Origin of the sequence: Treponema sp. Marseille-Q4523 (assembly GCF_016901105.1) — a bacterium.
GTDB lineage: Bacteria > Spirochaetota > Spirochaetia > Treponematales > Treponemataceae > Treponema_D.
In genome coordinates this window covers 1-14,023 of record NZ_JAFEVM010000014.1, presented here as the reverse complement: position 1 = coordinate 14,023, position 14,023 = coordinate 1, and the positions used below count along the sequence as shown (strand labels likewise).

Below are 14,023 nucleotides of genomic sequence, written 5' to 3'. Positions count from 1 at the left end.
TTATCGATAATATTTTACTTTATCAGCATCATCAAATAAATCAATCTTCTGTGCAACAACGGTCCTCATCGCCTCCAAACAGGGAGTATACACCGCTTTCGGTTCGCGCAATGATTCATCCTTTAAGACATCTCGCGCTTTCATAAAAAACGCGGTTTTTATATCACTAGAAATATTGATTTTCTGGATACCTTCTTTAACAGCCTCTGCAATCTCATCATCGGGGTTATCAGATCCGCCATGCAAAACAAGCGGAATATCGGTCACCTTACGGATTTCCTTTAAGATATCAATATGAAGATGAGGTCTTTTCCCTTTCGGATAAAGACCGTGTGCAGTACCGATGGCAACGGCAAGAGTATCCACATCCGTAGCCTCAACAAATTTTTTTACGTCTTCCGGTTTTGTATAAACGATGCCTTCCGTTGACGCGACGCCCCCTGCAATCGTTGCACCGATTGTACCCAGCTCGGCTTCAACACTCACATTTACGGCATGTGCAATTTTTACAACTTCTTTTGTAATTGCAATATTATCTTCAAAACTCCTGAGAGAACCGTCAATCATCACACTTGTAAAACCCGCCTGAATTGCACAAATCACCTGTTCAACGGATGCTCCGTGATCAAGATGAACAGCCACAGGAATTGCGCTTCGCAAGGCTCTGTCTATAACCATTTTAATAAAACTATCGGTGCTGAAATTCAATTCATTCGGGTGAATTTCAATAATAACAGGCGCGTTTTTGCTTTCGCACTCATCCATAACACCATTAAAAAATTCGCTTGTGCTCATGTTAAACGCCGGCACGGCAAAACGATACTTGCGTGCAGGCTCCAATAATTCTTTCATATTCATTAACATATTACAGCTCCCATATAAATTGATTTATAATTACCATGCAAATAAACCGGTAAATATTTTCACATCTTTACGGAACCGGCGGTCATTCCTGCCAAAAAGTATTTTTGGAAAAAAAGAAACAAAAGCATAATCGGCAAGCTGCCAAGAATACTCATTGCCATCATTTCAGACCACTCATAACTGTATTCGCCCATAAGCAAAGAAATACCAATGGGTACGGTGGCCATTTCCGTACGTTTTGTAAGTGTCAGCGCATACAAGTATTCATTCCAAGATTGAAGAAAAGTATACAAGCCCGTTGCGACCATGCCGGGGATGGAAATAGGCACAAGTATTCTCCACAAAGCCAGCCATCGCGAACCGCCGTCAATAAGCACGCCTTCATCAAGCTCTTTGGGTAATGTATTAAAATAGCCGGTCATCATAATAATTGAAAACGGCAAACATTTTGCAAGATGCGTTGCAATGAGGGCAAAATAACTGTCATACACATGAAAACTTACCATCATACTGAAGTAAGGAATCATAAGGGTAATTGCAGGAATAGTTTGGGTACCGATGATAAAGCTATTAAAAATTTTTTTACCTTTATACTCAAAACGTGAAAAAGCATAGCCCGCAAGACAGCCGATAATAAGTGCAAGCGCCGTTACGGCAAAAGCAACAAAGTAACTGTTAAAAAAATAACGAAGTTTTTGTAATGTAGAAAAAATTTTTATATATGCGTCAAAAGTAAACACCTTCGGCAAAAAATGAGGGGGAAGATCAAAAACCTCGCCGTTCGGACGAATAGACATGGTAATCATCCAAAAAACGGGAAATCCGGCAAATAAAAATCCTAAAAAAAGACCAAAATAAACTCCGATTCTCCGAACAAAGCACTGCATTCGTAAAGATGAATTACGTGGTTTATTATTTTGTCTTTCCAACATTTTCTTACTCCGCTATTGCCGTTTGCCGCTTCGAATAATAAATGGATAGTATCAATGAAATGAGAAATATGATAATAGCTGAAGTCGAAGCAAGTGCAAATTCATATTGATGGAAAGTCAGCTTATATGTATACGTAGACAGCATTTCCGTCGCATGGCCGGGACCGCCCCCTGTCGTTGTCCAGACAAGGGGAAACACTTGCATAGTCCAAATGAAATCGAGCAGACTCAAACTTAAAAGAACAGGTATAAGATGAGGAAATGTAACATACCAAAATTTTTGCCATCCATTAACACCGTCAAGCAAAGCAGCTTCGTATTCCGCCTCCGGAACGGCTTGAAGACTTGCAAGAATACTGATCATATAAAAAGGGTATCCGGCCCAAATATTTGCAAATGTTAAAGAACCGAGTGCGGTCTTTTCGCTCCCGAACCACTCTATACCTTTCGGGATAAGTTCGAGCGTTTTAAGCATATAATTAAAAATTCCACCGGGTTCCAATATCAATTTCCAGATAAGCGATATGACGGTTGCGGTAAACAACCACGGCAGTACAAACATAATTCTGCATAACGATCGTATTACCGAATTTATATGTGCATTTAAGAGCATGGCAAATCCCAGCCCAATAAACATATGAAAGATTACGCTAAACACCGTAAAATACAATGTATGAAAAAGTGATGATCTGAAAATCGGATCAAAAATAATTTTTTTATAATTTTTTAAGCCGACAAAATGCGGATCGGGATTTGTAATAACATTATCAAAAAAACTGTAATAAAAAACTTTAAAGATAGGATATACCATTAGAATTATCAAAACAAAAAGAGCAGGTGTCATAAACCGATACGGTTGACTTGTACGTTGAAATTTGTAATTGGGTTCTTTCTTTATCATTTTTCACATCACAATAGAACCGGAGCAGAGGGTACTCGGCTCCGGTAATTACAAGGTTTTTCTGCTGCTTTACGAAATTATTTATTTCGCCGCTTCAGCATAAATCTCATCTATCTGCTTCTGTGCGTTCTGCATAAATTGCCGTATCGTTTGCTTGCCGGAAAGATGAGCCTGTAACTGTTCGTCAATGATACCGCAAAGACGGGAAGCTCTCGGTGCGCCGCCCGACTCATTCTTTGTACCGCATTGCTGATACATATTGAATGCCTTTTTGAAAAGATCGTTTGAATTAACCCAATTTACCGTAGAATCTTTATGTCCGGGGAAAGCATGCGCCACATCGGCAACTTCAGTTGCTATATCGGGTTGAAGAAGAAATTGTATGAATTTCCACGCCTGTTCTTTATGCTTACTCTTTGTTGAAATGCCGAGACCCCACACAGCATTTTTAAAGTTACGTTTACCGTTATATCCGTCTTTTACGGGCATCATAGCAAGGTCATAATTCAAATTCGGCGCACGTTGATTTATCATATTGATATGTGCCAATGAAGTGACACACATAGCAACGCGTCCCGATGCAAAAAGCTCTACCTTATCTTGCTCTGCTGCAACAAGGGCACCCGGTTGAATATAACCGGCCTTATAAAGACCTATAAGGAATTCAAATGCCTCCTGATTTGCGGGAGTATCAAATTTCGGGTATACGGAACCGTCCATCGCCCATATGTAGGACAACAAATCGTTTTGAATATTATTGGGAGATTGTACATTTAGTCCCCATGCAAGAGCATATCGATCCTTATTCGAATTCGTAACTCTCTTGGCTACTGTCACAAGCTCACTCCAAGTACTTGGCGGATTAGCGATACCCGCATCTGCTAAATATGTCTTGTTATAGAATAACGGATAGATAAAATTTTGAAAAACAATAACATAACCCTTTCCGTTTACACGGGTCATATCGTATTTTCCGTTAAGTTTACTGTCGTTCTTAAAATAATCATCCATCGGAACTACCGCTTGTTGCTTTGCGACATCATAAGCCCAACGCGGATCCATAGCGACGACATCGCTCAACGTACCGGAAGCCGCTGCAATCGTTACCTGTTGCTGAATATCGCTGAACGGCTTGGAAATCAAATTAATCTTAATGTCAGGATTTGCTTTTTGAAAACGCTCGATTATCGAATCAAACAAACCGGGATTTTCCGGTTCCCACCATTGCATAAACTCGATTGTAACTTGTTTACTGTCATTACCCGATTGATCGGCACCTCCAACCGCGAAGCACAATGAAGTCGCAAATAGTAGACCAATGCATACAATAGCCAATTTTTTCATACGCAAACTCCTTGTGAAAAATTAAATTACATATCAATCGTAACCGCCAAATTTCAATCTGTCAAGTTAAATCATCTAAAAGGATTTTCATCGTCATAACGCTCAAAAGACGGATGATTGAACTCCGTTGGAATACGATAATATTTAAATAATTCATATAATGCATCACCCGTATGCGAAAAAGCGACTGCCGTATGATGTGGAAATTGGCGTGCAAGCAAAACGTATCTATAAAAACGTTCCATTTCCGGAATACGAAATATGCCTATGCTGCCGTAACTATCCGTAGGAAAATCAACGACGGCTCCTTCAGCAACATAGGCATGTAATTTTCCATAAGCATCAGCCTGAAGCCGATAAATTGTAACATCCGAAGCTTTAATATCTCCTGCCATAGTCCCTCGTGTAATACGGGGTTCGGTATTAGGTTCAAATTCACGCTTTTGTATAATATGATAACTGAGATGAGGATTGCGTAAAAGCGAACACGGCGTATTACCGCAATGAAATCCCATAAAGAGATCAGTAGGCTTACATTGTTCTTTTAGAGCTATTTTATCCGCTTTATCGGGAGGAACGGTATTATTTATATCAAGCAATGTAACCGGTTTCCCGCTGGTACATAATCCGATGTATTCGCTCAGTGCGCCATAGATATCGCATTCACAACCGACAGGTATCCCCGACTCGGAAAGCCTGCTGTTTACATAGCACGGCTCAAATTCGAAAACATGACAAAATGCAGGCCAACATTTATTCGCATACGTCACATATTTTTTTATGCCCTTATGTTCTTCGGCCCAATCACGAAGCGTAAGTTCATATTGTGCAAGACGGGGCAATATCTCGCGATAAGGATTTTTATCCGCATCTATCTCCTTTTCCATTTCTTTTGTCAAATCGGCAATACGCTTATCATCCGCATGGTTTTGATAACTTACATATAAATCAAGTTCACTGTTTTCTTCGATTTCAACACCTATGTCATAAAGGCCTTTGATCGGTGCATTACATGCAAAAAAATCACGCGGACGGGGCCCGAATGAGATAATTTTCAAATGCTTTAAACCGATAACGGCTCGAGCAATAGGAATAAATTCATCTATCATTTTGCTGACAGCCCGACTGTCGCCGACTGGAATTTCGGGAATATAAGCATTTTTAATATTCCTGAGTCCGATATTATAGGAACAGTTCAAAAGCCCGCAAAACGCATCTCCCCGTCCCTGTATAAGGTCTCCATCCCCTTCCGCAGCCGCTGCAAACATAACAGGCCCGTCGAATCGGGCGGCAAGCAGGGTTTCCGGAGTTTCCGGTCCAAAATTGCCAAGAAAAACGACGAGCGCATTACATCCGTGAGATCTCACATCGTCCAATGCCTTGGGAACATCTTCCTCTTTTCCGACTGTTATAAGTGATTCATATAAATAGGGAGTCAATTCCGCAACCGCATGACGTCTTCTTTCGCTCAATGTAATCGGAAAATTACGGCGGCTTACCGCAATAATACCGACCTTTACTTCAGGAATATTGCTTATCATTTTCTAATCTCCTGATTGTTTTTTACCCAATTACGTTTATACACAAACCGAAATACTTATTTTATACGTGTAACCGTCGCACCGAACTGCGCTTCTTTTTCCTTAATAAATTCCGTAAGCTTTTTATAATCCGGCATATCGGAAGAGCAGCCAAGACTCGCAACAAGCATAGAAGCTGACGCAGAACCGTAATTCAAGCATTTTTCAAGCGGCCATTTTTCCAAAAGCCCGTTAATAAAAGCACTTGAATAACCGTCACCGCCGCCGAATGACTTTATCTTTTCTACAGGAAAAGGTTTGACCTTATAAACTTCTCCATCATCGGTAAATGCGGCAGAACCTTCCTTTCCATGCTTGATAATTGTAATTTTACAATTTTTTGCAAACCAAAAATCGGATATATTTTGATCGTCTTTAAAAGAATGCCAATCCCCGCCGAGTAAATCAAATTCTTCTCGTGAACCCATAATCACACAGGCTTCATTTGCAACTATCGAACCGTAAATCGCTACATCTTCTTTTGAGAGCCATGTATAGTCCCTGTAATCAATATCAAAAATCACGTCGGTTTTATTTTTTTTCGCAAGCTGAACCGCTTTGAGCGCCGCATCCCGTGAAGGGCTTGCCGCGAGGGCAGTACCGCTGATTAATAAAATTTTTGCACGCCGAATATAATCTTCGGTAACGTTCTCCGGTTCAAGCTGCAGATCCGCAACATTATCTCTATACATAATCAAGCTCGAATGCTCTTTATCGGGAATTTCCGTAAATGCAAGCCCGAGCGACTCACCGTGTTTCGCATACATAATATGTGATGTATCTATTCCTTCGGTTTGAAAAAATTTTTTACAGAATTCCCCCATCTTATCTTTTGAAATACAACCTATAAAGCCGCACTTTTTCCCAAGGCGTGCAAGCCCTACTACCGTATTGGCAGGAGAACCGCCTACGTATTTTTTAAAAGTTTCGCATTCTTCCCACGGTTTATAATAGTCGAGAGGATTAAAATCGATACACACACGCCCCAATGCTATCAAATCAAGATTTCTAGTGCTGTCATATTCGAAATAGTGCATACATCTCCTCTTGAATAAGCCGATAACAAATACCGTACATATTTACGGGAACCTCCTAAAAACCGAATTTTTTAGAAACCTCCCATAATAATTTTACACCTACAATCAGGCTTTTGCAAGAAAAATTTACGGGCATTTAAAATGATTCTCCGGAATTTAAATTAGATTCCCTTGCGGTTTTGATTTTGCTTATATAAAAAAATAATAACGATGTAAGCTTTCTTTTCTAAAAGATACTGTCGAATGATTCAATAAAGTAATCATCAATCGATATCTCACATATAAAGAAACGCATCTTTATTTTAAAAGGGTATCACGGTCCATGCGGTGCAGTGTCAAAAATACTCCGCCGAGAAATGTATCACCGAGTCCGACGGTAGTAACATTTTTTTCAAAAACAACAACAGAGCTTTTACAACATACGTTTGTATCGATTTTTGTCATATCTTTAACAAACTTCTTTCCGCATTTTTCTTCTGCCGCATCGTATGTATCGTTATACTGTTCCACCGTAAAGTTATCTCCAAACCGGAAGCGAGCTGTTGCCATTGTGATGCCGGTTTTAAGACATTCCGAAACCTTGTGCGCATTTTTCCCATAACAAAGCGCCCAATACTTCGAGTGGATAATTATTAACGGAACGGGATAGAGTGAATGCATCCTCTCCAATGCATTATGGACATCCGCCGCGTCAAGCAAATCAATCTTCTTTTCGACAAAACAACCAAGCTCATCTTCATTCATACTGCAAATATCAACAGCACTATACATATTTTCAAGCACATACTGTCGGGTTTGGGCCGAATGATGACAACCCATCTCCTGATAGACAATAGTACCGCGCTTTTGTGCATTTTTAAATTGAGTACACAGATATTTCCATCCGAGATGAAGTATCTCTTGATCTACGACGGATTCAAAACAATTAACATGAAGTACATTGACTCCTATGATACGTTTTTCAAAAAAGTCAGGATTAAAAGAAGGACGCTCGCTCGCTTTATCGTTTGAATAAATTAAACGATTTGCACGAGACGGACGTATATCAATATCATTTGCATGAATGACAGATTGAGATGTATATTGTATTATTACATGAGGATATAAAGTATCTTTACCGGAAGAACACATATATTCACATGTTTTAGGAAGAAGCGCACGAGTATATTTATTTTGTGTATTTCCATGGAGAATGCAGCTTATATCGAATTTTTCGAGTGCGTATGCAGCTCGTGTACCGGTACCTCCGAGTGTAGTTTTCTTTTGCATACGAGATACAAACTCAAAAAGCACATTTTCAATAATCGATCTGTTACTGCCTACCTCTTCTTTCATAAAGCTGAGAATACTTATAATAAGTTTTCTTTCGGTATCAAGCTCATCCGGCTGTTTTAAATCAGCATCATAAACGGCATATTCTTTTATCAGATTCTCTATGACAGAGGAGTCCCATACCAATTCATAGTCTACCGTACATCCGACAGCGGCGATTTCTTTTGTCATACCATTTGTATAAATAGTATTATTCCGAAAAAATTGTCAAGTCTGAATCGACAGATTTCATCTTACAGTATCTTTTATTTGTACGGAACTCTCATATCGCTGTTTTATGCCGGTTACGGTTCGCTCTTACGCACATCGTGATTGCACTCTTCTTTTCGGTGCACTATAGTAGTATCTATGGCATACAGAATTTTTATCGACGGGCAGGAAGGCACGACGGGCTTAAAGATATACGAGCGCTTTGCAAAGCGCAGCGACATCGAAATGCTGCGCATAGACGACGACAAAAGAAAAGACGCGGACGAACGAAAAAAATTAATTAATAATTCCGATTTTACGTTTTTATGTCTCCCCGACGCGGCAGCCGTCGAAGCCACAGAATTGTGCACGAATCCCGCCGTGCGCATCATCGACGCGTCCACCGCGCACCGCACCGCCGAAGGCTGGGATTACGGTTTCCCCGAACTTTCAAGCGATTTCAGGCACCGCATCGAAAAATCGAAACGGGTCGCAGTTCCCGGCTGCTATGCGAGCGGCTTTAACGCGATCTGTTTTCCGCTCATCTCTTCGCACATCATGGGGCGCGATTATCCCGTCGTGTGCCACGCGGTTTCAGGCTACAGCGGCGCGGGCAAAAAAGCGATCGCCGAGTACGAAGCGGAAAACCGCCCCGAAGGATTCGCCTCCCCGCGCCTCTACGCGCTGACACAGCACCACAAGCATTTGCCGGAAATGCAAAAGATAAGCGGTTTGGATTTTCCGCCCGCCTTTACTCCGTATATATGCGATTATTTTTCGGGTATGACGGTTACCGTGCCTCTGCACGCTCGGCTGCTTGCAAAAAAAGTTTCCGTCCCTGACGTGCGGGAAATGTTTGCGTCGTGCTATGCGGGTTCAAAATTTATCAAGGTTATGGAACTGCAGGATACGATCGACGGCGGATTTATCGCGGCAAATACGCTTTCGGGAACGAACGATATGCAGATATTCGTGTACGGAAACGACGAGCGCATCGTAATCTCCGCACGCTTCGACAATCTCGGCAAGGGAGCGTCGGGAGCTGCGGTGCAGTGTATGAATATCATGATGGGGATCGACGAAGGTACGGGACTGTAAGGATGACCGGCGATATCCGATCCGACGAGCAAAACGACGCTTTTAACAATCTGTACGCAGGCAGCTGCGGTTACTTTGAAGGCCGCACGTCGCACGAAACGATTTACCGCATTCCGTCAGTGGACGAAGCGTCGGATATGTTGATGCACGGTGAAGAGCCTGTGCGCACCGAAAGCGACCCCGCACTCTATCAGCAAATTTTATTCGACATCATACTCGACGAAGGTTTCCGCCGGGCGGGAAACTACGTATATCGCGCCGACTGTCCCGATTGCAAAGCGTGTATTCCGATCAGAATTTTTCCGGACGCGTTCGAGCCGTCGAAGTCGCAGCGGCGCGTACTTGAAAAGAACCGCGATCTTGCCGTAACGCTCACGACGAAAGCGGATGAATTCGTGACCGACGAAAAAGTTACGCTTTTCCGCACCTATGACAAGCGGCACAATCCCGCCTCTGAAAAAAGTTTCGACGAAGCGAAAAAAACGCTCATCGATATGAACGGCATCTGCCGCACGGCGGAGGACGGCAAGTACGAATCGTTTTATTCCGGCACGATAAATATGGATTACAGGTACAGCGGAAAGCTCGTCGGCGTCGGCATCATCGACACGGGAAACGCAAGCCTGTCGTCGAATTATTTTTACTATGACACGTCGGACGAAACGAAAAAGAGAAGCATCGGTACCTACAGCATATTGAGGGAAATAGAATTGTGCCGAACATTTCATCTGCAACGGTACTATCTCGGCTATTGGCTTAAAGACTGCAAGTCGATGGTGTATAAATCGAATTTCAAGCCGCACGAATTGCTGATTGACGGCGAGTGGAAACTTATTAAATAATCCGGATAGCGAGATTCTGAAAGCATACGTCGACGAAAAGGATGGAAAAGATGAAAACGGGGATCGTAATCGAAGGCGGAGGACACCGCGGCATCTATGCGGCGGGCATACTCGACGTGTTCTGCGAAAACGGCATCGAAGCCGACGGAGTGCTCGGCGTGTCGGCGGGAGCCGTTCACGGAGCAAGCTATGCGTCGCACCAAATCGGACGATCCGTCCGCTATACGATGAAATACTGCGGCGACAAACGCTATATGAGTTTCCGCTCATGGCTTAGGACGGGCGATTTATTCAACGCGGATTTTTGCTGGCGCGAACTGCCGGAAAAACTCGATCCTTACGACAACGACGCGCTCGAATCTTCTCCGGTCGAGTTTTACGTAACGTGTACCGACGTCGAAACGGGTGAGCCCGTTTACCATCGGTGCAAAACGCTCCGCGGCGATGAAATGAAATGGCTGCAGGCGTCGGCGTCCATGCCGCTCGCTTCGAACATCGTATGCGCGGACGACCGTAAAATGCTCGACGGAGGCATCGCCGATTCGATCCCGCTCCGCGCTTTCGAGCAGCTCGGCTATACGCGAAACATCGTCATTTTGACGCAGCCTGAAGGATACCGTAAAGAAAAAAATCCGCTGCTCCCCGCGCTGCGCATTGCAATGCGGAAATATCCCGCGCTCATCCGTGCGATGGAAATGCGCCATATCGTATACAACGATGAAGTTGCGGATATCGAACGAAGGGCGGAAGCGGGCTCGGTTTTGCTCATCCGTCCGAAGCACACCGCGGGGGTCGGGCGTACGGAAAAAGACGGTGCAAAAATCAAAGCGCTGTACGACATCGGACGAAAAGACGCGCTCGATCGGCTCGATGAGATCCGGGAATTTTTCGAAAAGCGATAACGGAGCGCATAAGCTGTAACGGCGCACGCATTTACGAAAAGCATAAAAAGCACCGACAAGGTAAAAACTACAATGCCTGCTCCGACTCGCAATATCGCACGCGCTTACGAAAGACTTACGCCCGCGTGGAGCACCGCGCAGCGTCCGCGCCGGGGCGCGGATGAGGGTTACCGAAGTGCGGAAGGCGGGATCTTCCGATCCGCTTCGTCCTAAAGCGCCGTCAAGTACACATACTGCGCTGTTTTTATTTTAAGGTCCGGTGTTTGTGTTATTTAAAACATATATCCGATAAATAAGCCCAAAAGAAATCCCGCTCCGTTTATATAAGACACATCGTATCGTAGAGAACTGCTTCCGAATGTCGTACGAATACCGGCATTGACTTTCCATGCAAAGTCTACTTTGTAAAAATCACTGCTTTTGGAATCGAACAGAGTGATGATATCCTTTGAGCAGCCTATTCCGCCGCCGCCGTACAGTGCAAAAATCTGTCCAAGTTGCAGACCTGCTCCTAAATCGAATAATAAAAATCCTTTTCCCCTATGCCCGTAACAATCGATCTGTAAGATTAACGGAAAGCGATATGAAGTACCGTTTTCATAACTGAAGGAAAAACCTATATCAGCATTTTGAAACATATTCGAAAACGGAATTATAATGCCGCAGCTGATGATATCGCCATAACAGTTCTCCGTATCGGAATTCGAAGACGAGAGCGAAGATGCGATATGCGAACCGTTAGCGGAACTCGGTTTCAACTTTTGCCCGACCGCGGGCGGAAAAGGCAGATCTTTTAGATATTCCGGATACTGTACGCAAAATCTTTCATCGGGACGAAGCTGAATTTCTTCTCCGTTTATTACACAGCCCCATACGACATATCCGTTATTATCGGTCCATGTCGGATCGATCCAAAACACAACACCGTCATTTCGTTGTATCCAAAGCCAAGCGTGATTTGTTGCCCGCGTTCCGGTTATCTCATGTGTTTTTACATATTCGGTGCTCATTTTCCTTACATAAACGCCATTTACCCTGATATCCGCATTATCATAATTCGTAGGACGAGTTAAAGTTATAACATTTGAATTTGCATCGACTCCCGCAATCCAAAAACAGCTCTCATACATTCCGGCTTTATTATAAGAACTCCGATATTTTTGAATATCTTCATACGCAGCTTGTGCGTAATCAAAGCACACACCGTAAAAAGTTGCAGTTCGTGTCATGCTCCCGGACATAGCCTTAAAACGCTCCGCCATCATCTCAGGCGTATAGTAATCGTGCGGATCATCGCGCCAACCGCCGCCAGCTTGCGTTGCCGAATACTTTCCGATACATGCCGTTTGAACGGCCAAGTCCTGCAAAATGTCGGTGAATTCGTCGGCGTAAAGAACAACAGAAAAAACGATTAATAAAACGGGCAATATACGATTTCTTTTCATAATTTATTAAGTGTCTTTACTCCACCGCACCGTTACCCAGTCCCAATAATTTCTTGAAGTTCCAATATCCAATAAAGTATCGATTTTTGTATATTTTTTTCAATAGCCCGACGGCCAATTACCCCTTTCCGTTTTCATTTACTGCCGGTTGTAATTCTTCTTTTGTCTTTATGAAAACCGTACCGAATTTTTCGAATTCAATCGGTACCCTAGCCGTAATTTTGAAAATCCGTTTATATGTATTCAATTAATTCAGAGCAGACAATGCTTTTTGCGCAAAGCATATGCATCAACCCCACCGACTGTCGAAAATGCCGATGGATACTTTTTCGCCGTACCGATATTTCAGTCTTTCGGTGCGTTTCCCCAAAATCTTTTACAGTTATGTTCAAGTAAATACTTATCGATCGATTCTTGTGACTCTTTTTGATAATACATTTTTCCGACTTCTAAAGCGACTTCCGGTTCCGCGTTTTCCCAAATAACAACGGTCGAATCATCCGTTATTTTAATGCCCTTGTTTTTAACATCATAACAAAATTTGTTCATACTTAATACCTCCTGGTTTTATGGTAGTATTACCTGCATATTGTCTAGTTCTGGATCAAAACTTAAAAAATCTACAGCAAAATAAACATATACTCCCCACCACCCTCCGCTATGTTGTTTTGGAAACCGAATCTCCGCATAAGGCCCTGCGCGACTCCCGCTAGGATTGTCATACCCTTGTCGATTTTTTACATTAGTCTTCCATTTCTTCCAACCCTTAATATCAAAATAATCAATAAACGGTTGCAACCATGCATTTGCGTCATCTATGTTTTCAAAAAAATGTCCAATACCGGCTCTTCTGCACGTACCGCTTTCGAATGGGGTCAGAAGATATGTTCCCAATTCTGTATCCCGTATATAGATATTTCCGCTCCCTCTCATATAACCATTCGGTATCGATTTATCTAAGCGTAATAAACATTCGTTTATCGCATCCTCGATAACAGGATCATAAAATATATTGTCTTTATATAACGGATAAATATCTAAAAAATACGAATTTTTATTTTTCGAAAAACTCGTTATAATCAATTTATGCGGAGTACTGTTCGTTGCCAACGTAACGGCAACATCACACCTTCTTTGCGTCATCAGTGCTTTTACGGACGAAGGAACGTCGTTTGCAGATGACATATGTTCATGATTGTCATAATCGATCACATAGCCCATATTTTCGACCCATGCAGGAAGAATATCGTCCATGATATCCGAATCATTTCCGTTATGGTACGTATATGTATCGTAAAGCCAATAATGTGTTTTGATTCCCGCGACAAGCGCATAACCTTCCTGCTCTCTCCACGAACGGGGATATTCGTTGTATAGGAATGTTTCCCCGTTAAGCGTTACCGGACCTCGAGTAAATGTCCAACGACACATCGGAGAGTCTTCGGCATATATCGATGCGATACATAAAATAAAAGCCGTCGATAATATAAAAAATCTTTTTTTCATATTATTATTTCCTACTTTTTCAAATCAATAAAATTCTAATTTCAGTAAAGC

General features: G+C 42.5%; 13 protein-coding genes. 3 read left to right on the top strand and 10 right to left on the bottom strand.

Features of this window, described 5'->3' with window-relative positions; all coding sequences use genetic code 11:
* The 7 genes from JSQ97_RS05910 to JSQ97_RS05880 all read right to left on the bottom strand — a co-directional run bounded on the left by JSQ97_RS05910 (position 1) and on the right by JSQ97_RS05880 (position 8,161).
* Positions 1–852, bottom strand: coding sequence for a ketose-bisphosphate aldolase (locus tag JSQ97_RS05910; RefSeq protein ID WP_239446995.1), 852 nt, complete (start codon positions 850–852; stop codon positions 1–3).
* 71 nt (positions 853–923) lie between these two features.
* Positions 924–1,796 carry a carbohydrate ABC transporter permease gene (locus JSQ97_RS05905; protein WP_205075208.1) on the bottom strand — a complete coding sequence of 291 codons (873 nt, stop codon included), beginning with the start codon at positions 1,794–1,796 and terminating at the stop codon, positions 924–926.
* Between the two features lie 4 nt (positions 1,797–1,800).
* Positions 1,801–2,697 carry a carbohydrate ABC transporter permease gene (locus JSQ97_RS05900; protein ID WP_205075207.1) on the bottom strand — a complete coding sequence of 299 codons (897 nt, stop codon included), beginning with the start codon at positions 2,695–2,697 and terminating at the stop codon, positions 1,801–1,803.
* Positions 2,698–2,778: 81 nt separating this feature from the next.
* Positions 2,779–4,041, bottom strand: coding sequence for an ABC transporter substrate-binding protein (locus JSQ97_RS05895; protein ID WP_205075206.1), 1,263 nt, complete (start codon positions 4,039–4,041; stop codon positions 2,779–2,781).
* Between the two features lie 71 nt (positions 4,042–4,112).
* A complete protein-coding gene (locus tag JSQ97_RS05890) occupies positions 4,113–5,582 on the bottom strand; it encodes an L-fucose/L-arabinose isomerase family protein (protein WP_205075205.1) in 1,470 nt (489 codons plus the stop codon).
* A gap of 56 nt (positions 5,583–5,638) precedes the next feature.
* Positions 5,639–6,658, bottom strand: coding sequence for a 5-dehydro-2-deoxygluconokinase (iolC, locus tag JSQ97_RS05885; RefSeq protein ID WP_205075204.1), 1,020 nt, complete (start codon positions 6,656–6,658; stop codon positions 5,639–5,641).
* 297 nt (positions 6,659–6,955) lie between these two features.
* On the bottom strand, positions 6,956–8,161 hold the full coding sequence (locus tag JSQ97_RS05880; RefSeq protein WP_205075203.1) for an ADP-dependent glucokinase/phosphofructokinase: 1,206 nt from the start codon (positions 8,159–8,161) through the stop codon (positions 6,956–6,958).
* A gap of 177 nt (positions 8,162–8,338) precedes the next feature.
* Between JSQ97_RS05880 and argC the strand changes: the two genes are divergently transcribed.
* From argC to JSQ97_RS05865, 3 genes are read left to right on the top strand one after another with little or no spacing between them, the layout of a single operon-like run.
* Positions 8,339–9,277 carry an N-acetyl-gamma-glutamyl-phosphate reductase gene (argC, locus tag JSQ97_RS05875; RefSeq protein ID WP_205075202.1) on the top strand — a complete coding sequence of 313 codons (939 nt, stop codon included), beginning with the start codon at positions 8,339–8,341 and terminating at the stop codon, positions 9,275–9,277.
* A gap of 2 nt (positions 9,278–9,279) precedes the next feature.
* A complete protein-coding gene (locus JSQ97_RS05870; RefSeq protein ID WP_205075201.1) occupies positions 9,280–10,119 on the top strand; it encodes an arginyltransferase in 840 nt (279 codons plus the stop codon).
* A gap of 50 nt (positions 10,120–10,169) precedes the next feature.
* Positions 10,170–11,021 (top strand): patatin-like phospholipase family protein, encoded by an 852-nt coding sequence (locus JSQ97_RS05865; protein WP_205075200.1) that lies wholly within the window; start codon positions 10,170–10,172, stop codon positions 11,019–11,021.
* Positions 11,022–11,293: 272 nt separating this feature from the next.
* On the opposite strand, the gene JSQ97_RS05860 is transcribed toward JSQ97_RS05865, so the two are convergent.
* The 3 genes from JSQ97_RS05860 to JSQ97_RS05850 form a co-directional block, all read right to left on the bottom strand.
* The gene (locus tag JSQ97_RS05860; RefSeq protein WP_205075199.1) at positions 11,294–12,031 is read right to left on the bottom strand and encodes a hypothetical protein; all 738 of its coding nucleotides are present in this window, start codon (positions 12,029–12,031) and stop codon (positions 11,294–11,296) included.
* A 780-nt stretch (positions 12,032–12,811) separates the two neighbouring features.
* Positions 12,812–13,015 carry a hypothetical protein gene (locus JSQ97_RS05855; RefSeq protein WP_205075198.1) on the bottom strand — a complete coding sequence of 68 codons (204 nt, stop codon included), beginning with the start codon at positions 13,013–13,015 and terminating at the stop codon, positions 12,812–12,814.
* An 18-nt stretch (positions 13,016–13,033) separates the two neighbouring features.
* The gene (locus JSQ97_RS05850) at positions 13,034–13,972 is read right to left on the bottom strand and encodes a hypothetical protein (RefSeq protein WP_205075197.1); all 939 of its coding nucleotides are present in this window, start codon (positions 13,970–13,972) and stop codon (positions 13,034–13,036) included.
* Positions 13,973–14,023: the final 51 nt, after the last annotated feature.